This is a genomic window from Flavobacterium anhuiense (assembly GCF_900101855.1).
Lineage (GTDB): Bacteria > Bacteroidota > Bacteroidia > Flavobacteriales > Flavobacteriaceae > Flavobacterium > Flavobacterium anhuiense.
Genome location: NZ_FMVC01000001.1, coordinates 114,081 through 132,018, shown reverse-complemented (window position 1 = coordinate 132,018; position 17,938 = coordinate 114,081). Strand labels below are relative to the sequence as shown.

Genomic DNA, 17,938 nt, shown 5'->3' with positions numbered 1-17,938 from the left:
GCGAATTGTGGTTTTTATATTAAAATAGAATTGAAAAAGAATATAATTTATCCGTGAACGGTTTCACTTTTACCATAATTGGTAATGATAGAACCTTCATATTCAATCCATTCCTTCCATCTTTTATCAATGTCAATATTGTCTTGATATTTTCTGGCAAATCCTAAAAAAGTAGTGTAATGTCCTGCTTCAGAAATCATTAAATCGCGATAGAATTTAGCCAATTCTTCGTCTTTTATATTTTCTGAAAGCACTTTAAAGCGTTCGCAGCTTCTGGCCTCAATCATTGCCGAAAACAATAATCTGTCGCAAAGAGCATCTCTTCTGCTTCCGTCTTTTTTCATGAATTTGAAAAGTTCATTTACATAATGATCTTTTCGTTCACGTCCCAAAGTAAGTCCGCGTTGTTTTATAATGTTATGAACCATCTGAAAATGTTCCAGTTCTTCTCTGGCAATTTCAAGCATTTCGGTTACCAATTCTTCGATTTCAGAGTTGTAAGTGACGATACTAATCGCGTTTGAAGCCGCTTTTTGTTCGCACCAGGCGTGATCCGTTAAAATTTCTTCGATATTTGACTCAACGATATTTACCCAGCGAGGGTCTGTAGCTAATTTTAATCCCAACATAATTTCCCAGCATTTAGATTTTGCAAAATTAGTGTTTTTTTGCGACCGAATTTCAGGAAATTGGGTGCAAATCCGCGGAAAAAAGCATTATTTTGTAATGTGAAACAAAGTTTATGAATCAAATAAAAAAACTTTTAATTGTTGGGTTTGTCTGGCCCGAGCCAAAGTCTTCTGCAGCAGGCGGAAGAATGATGCAATTGATTTCTATTTTTAAGGAAAATGGATTTGAAATCACATTTGCAAGTGCGGCTCAGGACAGCGATTTTATGGTTGATTTGTCTGAATTTGAAGTAATAAAAAAAAGCATTGAACTTAATTCTTCAAGTTTTGATGATTTTGTAGCCGAATTAAATCCAGATGTTGTCCTATTTGATCGTTTTATGGTCGAAGAACAGTTTGGTTGGCGAGTTGTTGAAAAATGCCCAAATGCAATCCGAATTTTAGATACGGAAGATTTGCATTGTCTGCGAACCGCAAGGCAAAAAGCTTTTAAAGAAAATCGAGCTTTTGAGCTTCAGGATTTACTGTCTGAAGAAGTAGCAAAACGAGAAATTGCCAGTATTTTACGTTGCGATTTATCTTTGATTATATCAGAATTTGAAATGAATATTCTGAAAGAGGTTTTTAAAATCAATGAGGATTTACTCTTTTATCTTCCTTTTTTGGTTGATGAAATGAACGAAGAAGATTTGCTACAATTGCCTTCTTTTGAAAACCGAAATGATTTTGTTTTTATTGGAAATTTTCTTCACGAGCCCAATTGGAATACCGTTCAATATCTAAAAGAAGCCATTTGGCCTACTATAAAAAAAGATTTTCCAGAAGCAGTTTTGAAGGTTTATGGAGCTTATCCTTCGCAAAAAGTATTGCAGTTGCATCAGCCTAAAAACGGGTTTTTCATTATGGGAAGGGTAGAAGATGCTAATGAAATTGTGAAAAATGCCAAAGTAGTTTTAGCACCAATTCGTTTTGGAGCAGGATTAAAAGGAAAATTGCTAGAAGCCATGCAATGCGGAACGCCAAGCGCAACAACATCTGTTGGTTCTGAAGCTATGCATGATGGTCTGCCTTGGAATGGTTTCATTGAAGATAATCCAGCAGAATTTGCTAAAAAAGCTATTGAACTTTATCAAAATGAAAATCTTTGGAAAGAAGCTCAAAAAAGCGGAATTGCAATCATCAATAAATGTTATCAGAAAAGTAATTACTCAAATGAATTAATTTCATTGGTAAATTCTCTTTTGATTGATTCCAAAAGTCATCGTCTTCACAATTTTATGGGAAATCTGCTGCAGCATCATGCGTTTAAAAGTACAATGTATATGTCCAAATGGATTGAAGCGAAGAATAAATAATCTCAGTTTTCAGGTCAGTGATTACTGATAAACTGCGACTGAAAACTGCGACTGAAAACTGAAAACTCTAAACTAAGCTTCCATTTTGCCAAAACCTACTGTTTCACGATAAATTTGAGGAGAAACATCGGCATTCGTCTTAAAGAAACGGCTGAAATAATGCTCATCGTCATAGCCTAATTCGTACGCGATTTCTTTTACAGTTTTGTTGGTTAGATAAAGTTCTCTTTTAGCTTCAATAATAATTCTTTCCGAAATTAAATCAGTTAAAGTTTTATTGAAATAATTCTTAGACAATTTCGCTAATGCTTTTGGAGAAATATTCAATAATTCGGCATAATTTCCGGCTGAATGTTTGGTTTTAAAATTCAATTCAATCGCATCTTTTAAGCTTTGAAGAATGACAGGTTCTTTAGAATCTGGAACCGATTTCATTTCTTCCAATTGCTCTGTTTTTAGCCTTGAAGCCGTAATTAGAAAAATCTTTAAATAAGAAATTAGCAATTCATATTGTGCCAATTCTGCGTTTTGAATTTCAGCTTTCATTTGATCAATTACCATATTAAAAGTTTGCGAAGCTTGTTCTGTAACTTGAACATATGGAGGTTGGTAAATATTGTTGAATAACACGCCGTTGCAGGAAACCTCTTTTTGGTGCATATGAATGCAATAAAAATCAGGGTGAAAATGAATGGCAATTCCTTCAATTGGTTCGCTTACACAAAGCATAAAAGGCTGATACGGAGAAAAGGCGAGAAGTGAGTTTTCTTCAAAATGATGTTCTGCAAAATCAGCTTTTACTTTGCCTTTTCCTTTGGTGACCCAAATCAAAGAATAATAATTGTTGCGCTGTAAATGGTCGAAATGGCTGTTATCATCAAAAGGAAGAATCTTGAAAGCCAAATTACCATTCTGCGGATTGATTAAAGTAAAAACATTTTGAGAACTCATGATTTCTTTTGTTTTAGAAAGTATAAAGATAGCCATGAAATAAATTCACAGCTATCTTTATAAATTGTTTTTTGTTATAGTAAATGTGTAAATCTTGATTAGACTGTTGGGAAGTCTATTTCAGTATTTGCTACATTATTAAAGTAGTTTGTTAAAACGTTTAAAGCTACGTGACCGATAGTTTCTGCAATTTCAGCATCAGAAACTCCTGCATTTTTGGCTTTATTTACATCTTCATCGTTTACTAAACCGCCTTTACTGATTAGTGTTTTGGCCAATTGTAAAATCGCTTCTGTTTTCGCGTCATCAGAATTTCCAGATCTTGCTGCTTTTAAAACTGCTGGATCTGCTTTTACTAATTTTTCTCCAATATAAGTGTGTGCTGCTAAACAGTAATCACAAGAGTTGCTTTCTGAAACTGCTAAAGCGATTAATTCACCAGTTTTTGCGCTTAATTTTCCGTGGCTCAAAGCGCCACTTAAGTTTAGATATCCTTCCAGAACCGCTGGAGAATTCCCCATTGTTCTCATCATGTTTGGTACAACGCCTAGTTTTGCTTGAACTGCGTTGAATAAATCTTTAGTTTTTCCTGTTGCTTCTTCTGGGTTTAAAGCTGTTAATCGTGCCATTTTATTTAATTTTTTAAAGTTGTTATTTGTTGTTGTCTTTTGACATTACAAAGTTGCGACGATTGCAGATTTTAAAACATGGAGAATGTACGCTATGTGATGGATAATTTTCCCTGATGTTTTTTAGGAGCTATTTCCCGCTATCCGTTCCAATCTTTTGTGCCGAACACCGGCACAAAAGGATTTCCACTTCTATCGGGGCTAGGGCACTCGTTTTTATAAGATTGTTTTCGTTTAGTTTGTCATCCTGATGAAGGAAGGATCGCACTTAGAAATTCTGCAAACAATTAACACAATCTTGTCATTTCTGTAAAGGTTAGATATTTCGGTAACAAAATTTACCTTTAATAAATTTTGTTGTGATGAGAAATAACAGTCAGGATTCAACATTAGAGAGAAACTATTTAGAAAAGTATCGTTTTTTGATAAAAGAATATGAGCAGGTAAAAAACAAGACCCATCCCGTTCATAAAAAAGCCAATCGAAATGATAAATCTGTTACCGAAATAAGTGACTTTTACAATTTCGACGAAGGAGAAATCTTCGCGAGTAACTCCGCAATGAGAATCCAATCTTTGTTGAGCTTCTTGTGAAGATTTCTTCTTCGTCGAAATGACAAATAAGGTGTAAAAAAAGAGGCTGTTCTTTAGGAACAGCCTCTTTTTAGAGTTATAATTTTGAAAAAACTATTTCAAAACACTTGCAGCATCCTGAATAGTGGTTGCATGATAACCAGATTTTGCTTTGTCAAAAACTTTTTTGGCCCAAACTTTTCCTTCTGGAGTTTTGACCATTTCTTTGTAAAGCATCATGATAGATCCAGTTCTGCTGCTTCCAATTAAGAATTGCTCAATTGCAGGATCAGCAGCTTTATATTGATGACGAATGGCTTGAACAAACCATTGACGTTTAATAATAAAATTACCTCCTTTAGTAAAGTTGAATTCTTTATCAATTGCTTCCATTTCTTTTGCTGTAATATCAGCTGGAAGATGATCTATAAAATGTTGTTTTTCCGCAGTTGTGGTGATTTTTTTGCTTAAACCTGCAACGCCCGTTTCTCTCCAGCTTTTTTGGATGGCATCAATTGCGTCAAATTCTGCTGAACTTACAGGAACGATGTTTGATGGAATTCCAGGTTTGTAAATCCAATTGTCTAATTGGATTTTATCTGCTAAAGCTTTATCGTCTTTGATAAGATTTTCGTTTAAATACTTTACAAAATCTTCTGTTGTGATAGATTGAAAAGCATGAGAATCAAAATAATTTTTGATAAACGGATCAAATTTATCGCGTCCAACGGCATTTTCAATAACTCTTAAAAAAGAGTATCCTTTTACATAAGGAATCATGCTAATTCCGTCGTCAGGATTTCTTCCTGTCAAACTAACTTTTAATCTTGTATCTGGATTTGTATCTCCATATTCAGCAACATTATCAACCAATTCTTTGTTGGTGATAACGTTTTGCATGTCAAATTCTTTTTTTCCGAAGATTGCTTCTCCAATTCTGTGTTCAACATAAGTAGTGAAACCTTCGTTTAACCAAATATCATCCCAAGTGGCATTTGTAACTAAGTTTCCGCTCCAGCTGTGTCCTAATTCGTGTGCAAGCAAACTTGTAAGCGAACGATCTCCAGCCAGTACTCCCGGAGTTAAGAAAGTCAAGTTTGGATTCTCCATTCCGCCATAAGGGAAACTTGGAGGTAAAACCAAAACATCATAACGTCCCCATCTGTATGGTCCGTATAATTTTTCTGCTGCATTTACCATTTTGCCTAGCTCAGCAAATTCATAAGCAGCGCTTTTTAAAACAGATGGTTCTGCATAAACTCCAGTTCTTTTGTCTATTGCCTGAAATTCGATGTCTCCAACTGCAATTGCCATTAAATAAGAAGGAATTGCTTTGTCTTGTTTGAAAGTATAAACTCCAGTGTCATTTTTCTTCTGCGGATTTACAGCGCTCATAACCGCTAATAAATCTTTCGGAACCGTAACTTTTGCATTGTAAGTAAAACGAACTCCTGGCGAATCTTGACATGGAATCCAAGTTCTAGACCAAACGCTTTCGCCTTGAGAGAAAACAAAAGGTTTCTTTTTGTCTGCAGTTTGTTCTGGTTTAAGCCATTGTAGTGCAACACCATCTTTAGTGGTGTTGTAGTAAATGTTTACTTTAGTCGTGTTGGGTTCAATAGTGATATGAAGCGGTTTCCCGTGAAATTCTGTGTCTTTTCCAAGCTCGAATTTAGTTTCTTTTTCTTCGTCGCCTAAAGTTACTTTGGTAATATTTAAAGTGTTTTCGTCGAAAATAATTTCATTTCCTTTACTGATGTTATCAATTGTCCAAGATGCTTTTCCTGAAATGGTCTGAGTGTCAAAATCAACTTTGATGTCCAAATCAAGATGTTTTGCAACAGCAAGTTCTGGTTTAGAGTAACTGTGTTCGTCTGTAACAGCAGCAGTTTTTTCTGTTTTCTCTTTTTTCTGGCAGGCAATTGCTGTCAGAAATAAAGTGACAAGAATTAGTTTCTTCATTTTGCGAGGTTTTGAATTTGAGGATGAAAATTAAATAAAAAATCCCATTTTGAATAAACAAAATGGGATTTAATTATAAAATTAACAACGATTACGCCAACATTGTAACTGGGCTTTCGATGTATTGTTTTAATGTTTGTAAGAACTGAGCTCCAGTTGCACCGTCAATTGTTCTGTGGTCGCAAGCTAATGATAACATCATTGTGTTTCCAACTACAATTTGACCGTTTTTAACTACTGGTTTCTCAACAATTGCTCCTACAGAAAGGATTGCAGAGTTTGGCTGGTTGATAATTGAATTGAATTCAGTGATACCAAACATACCAAGGTTAGATACTGTAAAAGTACTTCCTTCCATTTCTTGTGGTCCTAATTTTTTGTTTTTAGCTCTTCCAGCAAGATCTCTCACTGAACCTCCAATTTGAGATAAACTCATAGCATCTGTAAATTTCAATACAGGAACTACTAATCCGTCTTCAACAGCTACAGCAACACCAATGTTTACGTGGTGGTTGATGATGATAGCATCTTCTTTCCAAGTAGAGTTGATTTTTGGGTGTTTTTTCAATGCTAAAGCACAAGCTTTGATCACCATATCGTTGAAAGATACTTTTGTATCTGGAACGCTGTTGATAGCAGCTCTGGCTTGCATAGCTTCGTCCATACTTACTTCGATCACTAAGTTGTAGTGAGGCGCAGTAAATAAAGATTCAGAAAGACGTTTTGCAATGATTTTACGCATTTGAGAATTTTTGATCTCTTCTGTGTAAACTTCACCAGCAGGAACGAATACTTTTGGAGCAGCAGGAGCAGATGATTCTTGTTTAGCAGCAGGTGCTGAAGCAGCAGTTTGTGCCTGAGGAGATGGAGTAAAGTTTTCGATATCGCTTTTTACGATTCTTCCGTTTTCTCCAGATCCTTTAACTTGGCTTAATTGAATTCCTTTATCAGAAGCAATTTTTTTAGCTAATGGAGAAGCTAAAATTCTTCCTCCGTTTGAAGTTTCAGCAACAGCTTGTGTAGCTTGCGCAGCAGCAGCTTTTGTTTCTTCAGCAGCAGGAGCACTTGCGGTTGCAGCGCCACCAGCAGTAAAGTTATCAGCAACACCAGAAATGTCAGTTCCTGCAGGTCCGATGATAGCTAATAAACTGTCAACAGGAGCAGTGCTTCCTTCTTGAATTCCGATGTATAATAATGTTCCAGCATTGAAAGACTCAAACTCCATAGTAGCTTTGTCAGTTTCAATTTCTGCTAAAATATCTCCTTCAGCTACAGTATCGCCCACTTTTTTCAACCAAGTGGCTACTGTACCTTCTGTCATTGTATCACTTAAACGTGGCATAGTTACTACTACAACACCTTTTGGTAATTCAGCTGCAGCTTTTGCAGGAGCAGCAGCTTCAGTTTTTGCTTCAGCAGCAGGAGCATCCGCTTTTGGAGCTTCAGCAGCTGGAGCGTCACCACCAGCTAAAAGAGCAGAAATATCTTCTCCTTCTTTACCAATGATTGCTAATAATGAATCAACAGGAGCAGTTTCTCCAGCTTGAATTCCGATATGTAAAAGAGTTCCTTCGTTAAAAGATTCGAACTCCATTGTTGCTTTGTCTGTTTCAATTTCAGCTAAGATATCACCTTCGCTTACTTTGTCGCCTACTTTTTTAAGCCAAGTCGCTACCGTTCCTTCAGTCATAGTATCGCTCAAACGAGGCATAGTTACTTTAATCGCCATGATATTATAATTTATGAGGTGTAAATGGATAGTCTTCCTGTGCGTATACTACATCGTATAATTGTTGTAAGTCTGGATATGGAGATTCTTCAGCAAATTTCGCACACTCTTCAACTAAGTCTTTAACTCTTTGGTCAATTACTTCAATTTCTTCTTCAGTAGCATATTTTTGATCCAAGATTACATCAAGAACTTGAGTAATTGGGTCGATTTTTTTGTACTCTTCAACCTCTTCTTTAGAACGGTATAATTGTGCATCAGACATAGAGTGTCCTCTGTAACGGTACGTTTTCATTTCAAGGAAAGTTGGTCCATCTCCGCGACGAGCTCTTTCGATAGCTTCGTGCATTGCTTCAGCAACTTTTACAGGGTTCATTCCGTCAACAGGTCCGCAAGGCATTTCGTAACCTAAACCTAATTTCCAGATGTCAGTGTGGTTTGCAGTTCTTTCTACAGAAGTTCCCATTGCATAACCGTTGTTTTCAACGATAAACACAACTGGAAGTTTCCATAACATTGCCATATTGAAAGCTTCGTGAAGAGAACCTTGTCTAGCAGCTCCGTCACCAAAATAAGTTAAGGTAACACCGCCAGTGTTAAAATATTTGTCTGCGAAAGCAATACCAGCTCCCACAGGAATTTGAGCACCAACGATTCCGTGCCCACCATAAAAACCATGTTCTTTAGAGAAAATGTGCATAGAACCTCCCATACCTTTAGAAGTCCCTGTTGCTTTTCCTAAAAGTTCTGCCATTACGTTTCTAGGATCAACTCCCATACCAATTGGCTGAACGTGGTTTCTGTAAGCAGTGATCATTTTGTCTTTGGTCAAATCCATAGCGTGCAATGCGCCAGCTAATACAGCTTCTTGACCATTATATAGGTGTAGAAAACCTCTAACTTTTTGTTGGATGTATAATGCTGCAAGTTTGTCTTCAAACTTTCTCCAAAGCAGCATGTCCTCATACCACTTTAAATATACCTCTTTTGTAACTTCTTTCATCTGAATTCTTTCTTTTGCTAAAGTTGTTTGTGTTATCGATTATTGTGCCTGTAACGCAAAATAGTTTCCTCCCACAAATTTGCGCCCGAAAGGTCGGGATGCAAAAATAAGACATTACATTTAAGAACTAAAATTAAATGACTACTTTTTGGCTTTTTTTTACAAGAACTTTTTGTCGAACATCAAAGGGAGTAAGTTTTTCAAAGATGAAGATTTGTAAACTTCGCCAATTTCTCCCATAAAATAGATTTCTATAGGAGTGTCTTGTTTTATCTCATATTCTGCTATTGATTGCCGGCAAGATCCGCAAGGCGGAATAGGAGCAGTGGTCTGATTGGTGTCTGAAGCTGCTGTAATTGCCATTTTCAAGATTTTTGCTTCAGGATAAGCGCTTCCCGCATAAAAAATAGCGGTTCGTTCAGCGCAAAGTCCAGAAGGATAAGCCGCATTTTCTTGATTGGAACCTAAAATAACTTTTCCATTATCTAGAAGTAACGCAGCGCCAACTTTAAACTTTGAATAAGGTGCATAAGCTTTTTTTCTGATTTCTACAGCTTGATTCATTAAATCCTGAATTTCGGCTGGAAGTTCATTTAAATTATCAAATATTGTAAATGAAGAGGTTATATTGATTTCTTTCATCTGTTTATAAGGGAAAAAAAATCCAAATTCCTAAAATGCCGGAATTTGGATTGAATTATTTTTTATTGTAATCTTTTTTTCTTTAGTAATTGTCGTATTTGTCTCCAAAGTTAAACGTTAAAGAGAAACGAAGTGTGTTTTCTAATGGATTTTTTATTTTAGACGCAGAGAATAGGTACGAAACATCAATTTTCATGATGTTGTACTTAAATCCTGCTCCTAAAGAGAAAAATTGCTTAGCACCTTTCTCTGGGCTTTCGTGGTAATATCCTAAACGGAAAGCAAATGCATCTTGATACATGTATTCTCCAGCGATACTGTAAGTTACCTCTTTCATTTCTTCTTTAAATCCGCCTGGAGCATCGCCAAAAGATTTGAACATTCCTTCAAACCAGCCAATATCGTTATAATTTCTATAGCCAATATCTGTTGCTTCTTGTTGAGAAATATCTTCTGGATCGTCATAATCTCCGTCGCCATTTACGTCAACTGGTGTTCCGATTCCTGGAGGTGTTGGAACTAAAAGTTTAGTAAGTTCAGCGCTTAAAGTAAGTTTGTTATAATCGTCAAAAATAAAATCAAATCCTCCTCCTAATCTTAAATTGGCAGGTAAGAAGTTTGAGCTTACATTGTCATTGTCGTAACTGATTTTTGGCCCCATATTCTGAAGGTTGATACCAGCTCTCCATCTTCCGTTGAAATCCTGATAAGCAATTTCTTCTGATTGATAAAAAGCGGCTACATCAACAGCAAAAGAGCTTGCAGATGTGGCGTCAACTTCTTCTGAAGCAACTTTTAAATTCGAATTAATAAAACGCGCAGCAACAGCCATAGAGAATTTGTCGCTTAGTTTAAGCGAATATGATCCGTCTAAAGCAAATTCGTTAGGATTAACTTCTCTTACTGCCTCATTCGGATCTCCAGTATATCTTAGCTCGATTCCTCCAAAACCAAAATAACGGAAACTTCCTGCAAACGCGCTTCGTTCGTTGATTTTGTTGTAATACGTAACTTGACCCAATGAAATATCATTGGCAAGATCGGTTAAATAAGGAGTGTAGCTGATAGAAAGACCTTGTGCATCTTCAGAAAATGCATACTTAGCAGGATTCCATTGTTGTGAGAAAACGTCTGCAGAAGTGGCAACACCTTGGTCAGCCAAACCTGCTGCTCTAGCATCAGCAGCGACTAATAAAAATGGCACTCCAGTGACTATAGGCCTTGATTCCTGAGCCTTTGAAGTGTAAATGCTAAAAATACAAATTAATAAAAGTGATAGTTTTTTCATTTATTGGATTAGTGTTTTGGTGATGCAAATATATATAATATTATAGGATGACAAGCTTTTCGTATTTTTCTGCTTTTTTATTTGTTAAATTAGATTTTACAGTCAGTTTGTAAATATACACTCCTTTTCCGATTCTATCGCCAAAATCGTCTCTTCCGTCCCATGTTATTTCTCTAGATAAAAATCCTTCTGTCGTAACGGTTTGATTTTTTGTCCAGACTACTTTTCCTGTAATAGTCATTACCTGAACTTGCACATCTAATGGCTCATAAGGTCTATTATGAGAAAACCAAAATTGTGTATAAGTTGAAAATGGATTTGGGTAATTAAGAACGTGTGATAATGTCAAGGAATCGTCTCCTACAACTGTAAATTGGATTTCACTCGTAACGGGATTATTGTAAACATCCCAAGCAGTAAAACTTATGGTGTGCAGTCCAGGAGCTAAATTTCGGAATGGAAAACGTAGATTTCCGTTAGTGTAATCGTCTAATTTTGTTTGATAGTAATCGTTCAAAATATAAGGATTACTCACGTCTCCATCTAAAATAGCGACAATATCATGGCCGATTCCGCTTGCTGTATTTATTCCGTTCTCGTCTTCTAAAAATGCCAAAAGAAATGGCGATTCATTTGTAATTCCTCCCGATACAAAAGTTTCATCGTTCATATATAACTTCACTTTTGGACTTATATTGTCCTGCGGTGCATTTTCGTTTATTCCTCCAATTTTAATTGTGTTGTTGTAGCCAGTTTGGTTTTCTAATGATTCATTTCTTTTCGAATAAAAGCTGATTCTTCCATTGTCTACAGGTATTCTGATGTCTCTAGGAACCACAAAACTAAATTCAAATTGTCCGTTGGTGACAGATGCATTTCCTCTAAAAATAGTTTCCCCAAGTGTTTTAAATTGCATTGGCGGGCTAAAACCATCATTGTTTAAAGTAGTATTTGTAATTAGTTTGTCAAATATAGCTGTGGCTAATTCTCCATTGTAATTGCTTAAAAGAGTGTTATTTTCATCTGTGATTTCTCCTGAAATTTTAATTTTTGATAATGATTTTAAATCAGGAATAGTTTGTGAAATCACAATATCGTTTACTTTCGTTAAATTAATTCGTGGTTTTGGAATAGAAAGCATTAAAGCGGGATCGCCTATATAAAAGACAACATTGCTCGAAGAGCTCGGATTTTCATTTTTGGATATTCTTAAAGATTCGGCGATAGTGTTATATTGATTTGAGCCATAAGAAAGAAGATTTTTGCTAATTGTTTTGTTGAATTCTTCAGCATTTGTCTGTCCGATTTCTCTAACAGTGGTCAGCATTGAAATTGCGCCTCCTTTTGGATTCCAATACACGTATTCTCCAGCTGTTGGTCTTGTTGGGTCGTCAAAACGGGAAAATTCGCATGTAATGGTAATGAATAGGGGATATTTGTACTGATTGGCAAGGTTTTGCCCGTCAGATTTCTCCCAAATTCTTTCGCTAGCCAGTCCATCTTCGCCACCATGTCCTAAATAATTAAATATAAGAGCGCCTTTTTCAAAAGCATTAAAAAAATCTGTTCTTGCTTTCGGATATCGCGATCCACCAGCGGAAGCTTCCTGTGTATAGGCGTCCAAAAAGATTTTATCGATATTAAAAAAAGGCTTTTCAGTAGCGATTTGATCTGCGAGAGCATTTTGGTTTGCTTGTAAAGTCTGGTCGCCAGATCTATCAGAGTCATCGCTAATTAAAACGATATTGTTTCTCCAATTTCCATAAGATTTTGTGTCATGATATTCTATGACTTTGTTTACCATTTCCTGAGCTTGTGCGTTGTCTGAAACCAGCATTCTTCCTAAAGCAATATCAATCCCAGCAAGAGACGGAATAATAACTCCTTCGTTGGAGTCCATTAGTCCATAAAAATCATCAGAGGGAAATGAAGCTTCGCCTACAGTATTGCTTATTAGAGATTGATATATAGGTACAATATTAGTGTTATTTGGAATTCTGTCTTTGTAGTCATACGAAGCGTCTCCAAATAAATTTAAGTAACGTACTCTCTTATCTGATGAAGAAGCATTGTCGTAAATATATTTGACACAATTTCTAATAGCGGCAATATCTTGTTTGCCTGAAGAAAATTCTTGATAGATGTTTTCTAAAGAAATAACTTTTACGTTTAAGCCGGAGTTTGTTCTATGAAAATTGGCTAATCGCTCGGCTTGAGACGCTAAAGATTTTGGGGTCACAATAACATAATCAATATCTTGAAAAACATTTTGACTGTTTCTAAAAAGTGTTCCTTTTAAATTCTGATTGGCAATTTTTGATTGATTTTCTTTTAATGGAGCGTAATAATCAGAAGGATCTATGGCAACGTATTTTCTAACTTCTCCTAAATTAGCTTTAAAGCTAAAAGAAGACTGATTGGCATTTTCAATTTTAGAAACATTATATAGGTCTGTGACGTCCCAGATTTGCGTTATCGGTGATGCATTTCCAATTGTGTAATTGACGATTCCAGCCGTAGAGCCTGCTGCATTGTGTTGAAAATGGAATTGCTTGCCAGTGCCTAACAGTTTTCGTTTTGCGGTTAAGTTGATGTAATCCAAATAGCCTTTTGATCCTGGAACACCATTATTATTATAGGTAAGTTTTATTTTGATATTGTCGGCTCCGGTAAATTCGGTATTTGAAGGGAGCTTTCCTGTTGTGTATTTGGTGTCAGAGTTGGCTATTAACGGCGGAAAGCTTATCGAACCTGCATTTTGTCCGTTGGCTGTTATGGCAAAAGAAGTGGTGGTTAATGATGCAGCTGCTGCGCTTACCTCCATTTTTACAGGTACAGAAGTGTCGAGGTTTGGAAAGCTGAAGGAGAATTCCTGTTCTTGGTTAATATCAAATGATTCTCCGAGCCACTGGCGTCCAAGATGCACAATATTGGTTTGATCAATTTCGTGGTATTGATAGTCATCAAACGTGTTTAACTCTAAAGTGCTGTTTCCTGTCGGCTGATTTAGATTTTGAATGCGTTTTCCATCTCCTCCAGAAGCGGTAATATAATAGTAGGATTTGCTATCATATAAATTTAAGTTGGTCTGGCTTTCAGAATTCCAATTGTCAGTTCCTTCGGCATAAAAAAGAATATAATCTTCATTGTTAAAAACACCATCGTTTTCGCCAGCTATCTGTATGGCATTTTCTGTTAAGTCATTGGGATAATAAGTGCTGTTGGCAAGAGGAAGCATTCTTCCGCCATTTCCATAAATTTTTATTCTTCTTGGGTCAACTTTAGAAGCGTCAAATCCTAAACTTTGTAAAAAAGACCTGTCTATTCTGTAAACGCCTGATTTCTGAATATAAAACCGATACCATTCGCCAGAGGCCAAAACAGAATTTATTATTGCTGCCGATTTTTGAAATGAAGAAGTCGATGCGGTTCGTGAGTTTGAATTGCTAATAAAGTAAGAAAAGGATTTTATGCGTTTGTAGCTGTTTCCTTCCTTAATTATAGGAGACAAAGAAAGAAAAGAATATTTTATATCTCTTGCGTTTGTAATTATTACAGATTCATTTGGCTTTTCAGGTATGTTTTCGGGTGTTAAATCTCCTAAATCAGCTCGAGAAATTGATTCGTAAACTATGTTGTTAATTTGTGCTGAACTGCCGTTTGAAATGCCAGACTGATTTAAGTTTTGAAGCAATGTTATGCTTTTTTTTGTAATGTCGAAGCGGAAACTGCTTCCTGAGAAGTATGGAATTATAATTTTGTTTTCGCCATAATTTACCTCTTTCTTATTTTGCCAATCGATTGTTATCGTCCCATTTAACTGTGAGAATGAGAGAATTGGGATTAAAAAAATGTAAATTAGAAATGCTTGCTTCATCTGTTAAAAAGGCGAAATTTAATTAAAAAATAATTAGTAAGTAAAAATATAGTATTTCATGTTATAGTAATAATAAAAAGTATATTTTTGCGTTCGTAACTAAAGGTTATTTTCTGGTAAAAAACAGCTAAATAAAATTATTAGAACAGATGTTGCCAATTAAATGTTAATTATTATATTGCAGCACCTAAATTTATCACCTAAGAATGAGTATGAAAGTAAACAAAATTGTAGTCTTGCAGTTAATGATGTCAATGGTATTGATGTTGGGCACGGCTAGTTGTAGCAAAAAATCGAGTTCCACTCACGCTTCTAGAGCTACTGGCTGGGATGTAGATAGTCAGAATGGAACTGCTGCCAGAAATGCAGGTAAAAAACAACAGGCTGGTCCTGGTTTAGTTTTTGTTGAAGGAGGTACGTTTACTATGGGTAAAGTACAGGATGATGTTATGCACGATTGGAATAACACGCCAACTCAACAACACGTTCAATCATTCTATATGGATGAAACTGAAGTTACGAACGGTATGTACTTAGAATACCTAGAGTGGTTAAAGAAAGTTTTCCCGCCAACAGAAGAAAATTACAAAAACATTTACGAAGGAGCATCTCCTGATACATTAGTTTGGAGAAATCGTTTAGGATACAACGAAACGATGACTAACAACTATTTAAGACACCCATCTTATGCTAACTATCCTGTAGTTGGTGTGAACTGGATTCAAGCAGTTGAATTTAGTAAATGGAGAACAGACCGTGTTAACGAGGCTGTTTTAGAGAAAAACGGATATCTTAAAAAAGGAGCTAAAACAAATGATGTTAATGCTGAAAATGCATTTAATACTGAAGGATACTTAATGTCTCCAAGTACATCACGTGGTGCAAGCGAAGAAATCGTTTTAAAGAAAAATCCAACTGGAAGAAGACCTAAAGCTGGTAAAGACGGTGTTGTGCCAGAAGAGAAAAATGTTTACGCACAACGTTCATCTGGAATTATTTTACCAGAATATAGACTTCCTACAGAAGCTGAGTGGGAATATGCGGCTGCAGCTGACGTTGGACAAAGAGAATACAATATCTACAAAGGACAAAAGAAATATCCTTGGTCTGGAGATTACACACGTTCTAACAAACGTAAAAACAGAGGTGATCAATTGGCTAACTTTAAACAAGGAAACGGTGATTACGGTGGAATTGCAGGTTGGTCAGATGACGGAGCAGATATCACAAATGCTGTGAAAAGTTATGCGCCAAACGATTTCGGTCTATACGATATGGCAGGAAACGTTGCAGAATGGGTAGCTGACGTTTACAGACCTATCATTGATAACGAAGCAAATGATTTCAACTACTATAGAGGTAACCAATATGCTAAAAACAAAATTGGTAAAGATGGTAAAATTGAAATTGTTACAACATCTACAATTAAATATGACACTTTAAGTAACGGTAAAGTTATTGCAAGAAACCTTCCAGGAGAAATTGCTCAAGTACCTGTTGACGAACAAGAAACTTATTTAAGACAAAATTTTAGCCAAAGCGATAACATCAACTACAGAGATGGTGATAAGCAATCTTCTAGATTTTTCGATTTTGGTGATTCAGAGTCTGGGCCAAAAGCAGATCAGGCAATGTACAACTCTCCTAAACACAATGTTACAACAGACAGTTTAGGAAAAATGATTAGAAAATATGATAACTCTAGTAAACGTACAACTTTAATCGATGATAAAGTAAGAGTTTACAAAGGAGGATCTTGGAGAGATAGAGCTTACTGGTTAGATCCAGCTCAAAGAAGATATTTCCCTCAAGATATGGCAACTGACTATATTGGTTTCAGATGTGCAATGTCTAGAGTAGGTTCAAAATCTGAAAAAAGAAAATCTCCTAGAAACTAAGATTTAGGAATTCAAATACTAAAAATTCCAAATTCCAAAAGCTGAATATTCAGTCTGGAATTTGGAATTTTTTTATTGTTTTTTTCTACTTTTATGACTTATTAAAAAATATATAAATGAATATTCAAGACATTCATAACTTGTTTTTACAGTGTAGTTCCCTGTCTATTGATACAAGAAAAATCGAAAAGAATTCAATGTTCTTCGCCATTAGGGGAGAGAATTTTGATGCGAATACATTTGCTAAAGAAGCATTAGATTTAGGTGCTTTATTTGTTGTTATTGACAATGCATCTTATTTTATTGATGATAGGACGATTTTGGTGGAAAACAGCCTGAAAACGCTTCAAGAGTTGGCAAAATTCCACAGAGCTTATTTGGCTCTACCAATTGTTGCCTTAACGGGCAGCAACGGAAAAACAACTACAAAAGAATTAATCAATGTTGTACTGTCAAAAAAGTTTAAAACAAAAGCGACTGTAGGCAATTTAAACAATCATATAGGCGTGCCATTAACTTTGCTTTCTTTTACCAAAGAAACAGAAATTGGGATTGTAGAAATGGGAGCCAATCACCAAAAAGAAATCGAATTTCTATGTCAGATTGCACAACCAGATTTTGGCTACATAACCAATTTCGGAAAAGCGCATTTGGAAGGTTTTGGAGGAGTTGAAGGGGTGATTGCTGGTAAAAGTGAAATGTATCAATATCTTGCAGCGTACCAGAAAACTGTTTTTGTAAATCTTGAAGATCCTATTCAGATTGAGAAATCAAGAGGAATAAAATCATTTACTTTCGGGGTAAAAAAGGAAAATGCTAATCTAAATATTCAAAATATTGCTGCTAATCCTTTTGTAGCTATTGACTATGATGATTTTTCTGTAGAATCACATTTGATTGGACTTTATAATGCTAATAATATTAATGCGGCTGCAGCAATTGGAAAATACTTTTATGTAAAAGAGAGCGATATAAAGAGCGCTATTGAAAATTATATCCCGGCCAACAATAGATCTCAAATGATGCAAAAAGGATCAAATGAGATCATTTTAGATGCATATAATGCCAATCCGAGCAGTATGGCTGTTGCCATTACTAATTTCTTACAGTTAGACAAGAAAAATAAGATTATGATTCTTGGAGATATGTTTGAATTGGGAGACGAAAGCCTTTATGAGCATAAGGTTATTGTTGATTCTTTGGCAGATCAAAAACAAGCACAATGCTTCTTAATAGGAAAATCATTTTTTGCCAATAAAATTTCAAATGAAAATATTCAGTTTTTTGAGACATTTGATGCCTTTGCAGAATTTCTAAAAACCTTCAAATTTGATTCCAATATGATATTGATAAAAGGTTCGAGAGGTATGGCCTTAGAGCGAACTTTAGATTATATTTAAAAA

General features: G+C 35.6%; 13 protein-coding genes. 4 read left to right on the top strand and 9 right to left on the bottom strand.

The features are described 5' to 3' along the window. Positions 1–47: 47 nt before the first annotated feature. Positions 48–629 carry a MiaE family protein gene (gene miaE, locus BLP44_RS00535; RefSeq protein WP_066032854.1) on the bottom strand — a complete coding sequence of 194 codons (582 nt, stop codon included), beginning with the start codon at positions 627–629 and terminating at the stop codon, positions 48–50. Between the two features lie 113 nt (positions 630–742). On the opposite strand from miaE, the gene BLP44_RS00530 reads away from it, so the two are divergent. Continuing rightward, positions 743–1,984 carry a glycosyltransferase gene (locus BLP44_RS00530; protein ID WP_091128166.1) on the top strand — a complete coding sequence of 414 codons (1,242 nt, stop codon included), beginning with the start codon at positions 743–745 and terminating at the stop codon, positions 1,982–1,984. 72 nt (positions 1,985–2,056) lie between these two features. Here the strand turns inward: BLP44_RS00530 and BLP44_RS00525 are convergent, their stop codons facing one another. Together BLP44_RS00525 and BLP44_RS00520 are read right to left on the bottom strand one after the other, a co-directional pair. Continuing rightward, positions 2,057–2,935 carry a helix-turn-helix domain-containing protein gene (locus BLP44_RS00525; protein WP_091129755.1) on the bottom strand — a complete coding sequence of 293 codons (879 nt, stop codon included), beginning with the start codon at positions 2,933–2,935 and terminating at the stop codon, positions 2,057–2,059. Positions 2,936–3,033: 98 nt separating this feature from the next. Next, positions 3,034–3,564: a carboxymuconolactone decarboxylase family protein gene (locus BLP44_RS00520; protein ID WP_091128164.1), complete on the bottom strand. Its 531-nt coding sequence runs from the start codon at positions 3,562–3,564 to the stop codon at positions 3,034–3,036. A 362-nt stretch (positions 3,565–3,926) separates the two neighbouring features. On the opposite strand from BLP44_RS00520, the gene BLP44_RS00515 reads away from it, so the two are divergent. Next, positions 3,927–4,157 (top strand): hypothetical protein, encoded by a 231-nt coding sequence (locus tag BLP44_RS00515; RefSeq protein ID WP_091128160.1) that lies wholly within the window; start codon positions 3,927–3,929, stop codon positions 4,155–4,157. Between the two features lie 93 nt (positions 4,158–4,250). Here the strand turns inward: BLP44_RS00515 and BLP44_RS00510 are convergent, their stop codons facing one another. The 6 genes from BLP44_RS00510 to porU form a co-directional block, all read right to left on the bottom strand. After that, positions 4,251–6,098, bottom strand: a complete 1,848-nt coding sequence (locus tag BLP44_RS00510) for a hydrolase/aminopeptidase (protein ID WP_091128156.1) — start codon at positions 6,096–6,098, stop codon at positions 4,251–4,253. 91 nt (positions 6,099–6,189) lie between these two features. Further along, positions 6,190–7,827: a pyruvate dehydrogenase complex dihydrolipoamide acetyltransferase gene (locus tag BLP44_RS00505; protein ID WP_091128152.1), complete on the bottom strand. Its 1,638-nt coding sequence runs from the start codon at positions 7,825–7,827 to the stop codon at positions 6,190–6,192. A 4-nt stretch (positions 7,828–7,831) separates the two neighbouring features. After that, on the bottom strand, positions 7,832–8,830 hold the full coding sequence (gene pdhA / locus BLP44_RS00500; RefSeq protein ID WP_008466667.1) for a pyruvate dehydrogenase (acetyl-transferring) E1 component subunit alpha: 999 nt from the start codon (positions 8,828–8,830) through the stop codon (positions 7,832–7,834). Positions 8,831–8,989: 159 nt separating this feature from the next. Further along, positions 8,990–9,472, bottom strand: a complete 483-nt coding sequence (cdd, locus tag BLP44_RS00495) for a cytidine deaminase (RefSeq protein ID WP_091128148.1) — start codon at positions 9,470–9,472, stop codon at positions 8,990–8,992. A gap of 82 nt (positions 9,473–9,554) precedes the next feature. Further along, entirely contained in the window at positions 9,555–10,760 is a 1,206-nt protein-coding gene (porV, locus tag BLP44_RS00490; protein ID WP_091128144.1) for a type IX secretion system outer membrane channel protein PorV, read from the bottom strand. A 40-nt stretch (positions 10,761–10,800) separates the two neighbouring features. Then, the gene (gene porU / locus BLP44_RS00485) at positions 10,801–14,637 is read right to left on the bottom strand and encodes a type IX secretion system sortase PorU (RefSeq protein WP_091128142.1); all 3,837 of its coding nucleotides are present in this window, start codon (positions 14,635–14,637) and stop codon (positions 10,801–10,803) included. Positions 14,638–14,849: 212 nt separating this feature from the next. On the opposite strand from porU, the gene gldJ reads away from it, so the two are divergent. Together gldJ and BLP44_RS00475 are read left to right on the top strand one after the other, a co-directional pair. Continuing rightward, positions 14,850–16,535 (top strand): gliding motility lipoprotein GldJ, encoded by a 1,686-nt coding sequence (gldJ, locus tag BLP44_RS00480; RefSeq protein ID WP_008466671.1) that lies wholly within the window; start codon positions 14,850–14,852, stop codon positions 16,533–16,535. A 116-nt stretch (positions 16,536–16,651) separates the two neighbouring features. After that, entirely contained in the window at positions 16,652–17,935 is a 1,284-nt protein-coding gene (locus BLP44_RS00475) for a UDP-N-acetylmuramoyl-tripeptide--D-alanyl-D-alanine ligase (protein ID WP_091128137.1), read from the top strand. Positions 17,936–17,938: the final 3 nt, after the last annotated feature.

Bases quoted from the DNA above. Each gene is read 5' to 3' on its own strand.
- BLP44_RS00510 (WP_091128156.1), bottom strand. From the start codon at position 6,098: ATGAAGAAACTAATTCTTGTCACTTTATTTCTGACAGCAATTGCCTGC.
- cdd (WP_091128148.1), bottom strand. From the start codon at position 9,472: ATGAAAGAAATCAATATAACCTCTTCATTTACAATATTTGATAATTTA.
- gldJ (WP_008466671.1), top strand. From the start codon at position 14,850: ATGAAAGTAAACAAAATTGTAGTCTTGCAGTTAATGATGTCAATGGTA.
- BLP44_RS00530 (WP_091128166.1), top strand. From the start codon at position 743: ATGAATCAAATAAAAAAACTTTTAATTGTTGGGTTTGTCTGGCCCGAG.
- porV (WP_091128144.1), bottom strand. From the start codon at position 10,760: ATGAAAAAACTATCACTTTTATTAATTTGTATTTTTAGCATTTACACT.
- BLP44_RS00505 (WP_091128152.1), bottom strand. From the start codon at position 7,827: ATGGCGATTAAAGTAACTATGCCTCGTTTGAGCGATACTATGACTGAA.
- BLP44_RS00520 (WP_091128164.1), bottom strand. From the start codon at position 3,564: ATGGCACGATTAACAGCTTTAAACCCAGAAGAAGCAACAGGAAAAACT.
- miaE (WP_066032854.1), bottom strand. From the start codon at position 629: ATGTTGGGATTAAAATTAGCTACAGACCCTCGCTGGGTAAATATCGTT.
- BLP44_RS00525 (WP_091129755.1), bottom strand. From the start codon at position 2,935: ATGAGTTCTCAAAATGTTTTTACTTTAATCAATCCGCAGAATGGTAAT.
- porU (WP_091128142.1), bottom strand. From the start codon at position 14,637: ATGAAGCAAGCATTTCTAATTTACATTTTTTTAATCCCAATTCTCTCA.
- BLP44_RS00515 (WP_091128160.1), top strand. From the start codon at position 3,927: ATGAGAAATAACAGTCAGGATTCAACATTAGAGAGAAACTATTTAGAA.
- BLP44_RS00475 (WP_091128137.1), top strand. From the start codon at position 16,652: ATGAATATTCAAGACATTCATAACTTGTTTTTACAGTGTAGTTCCCTG.
- pdhA (WP_008466667.1), bottom strand. From the start codon at position 8,830: ATGAAAGAAGTTACAAAAGAGGTATATTTAAAGTGGTATGAGGACATG.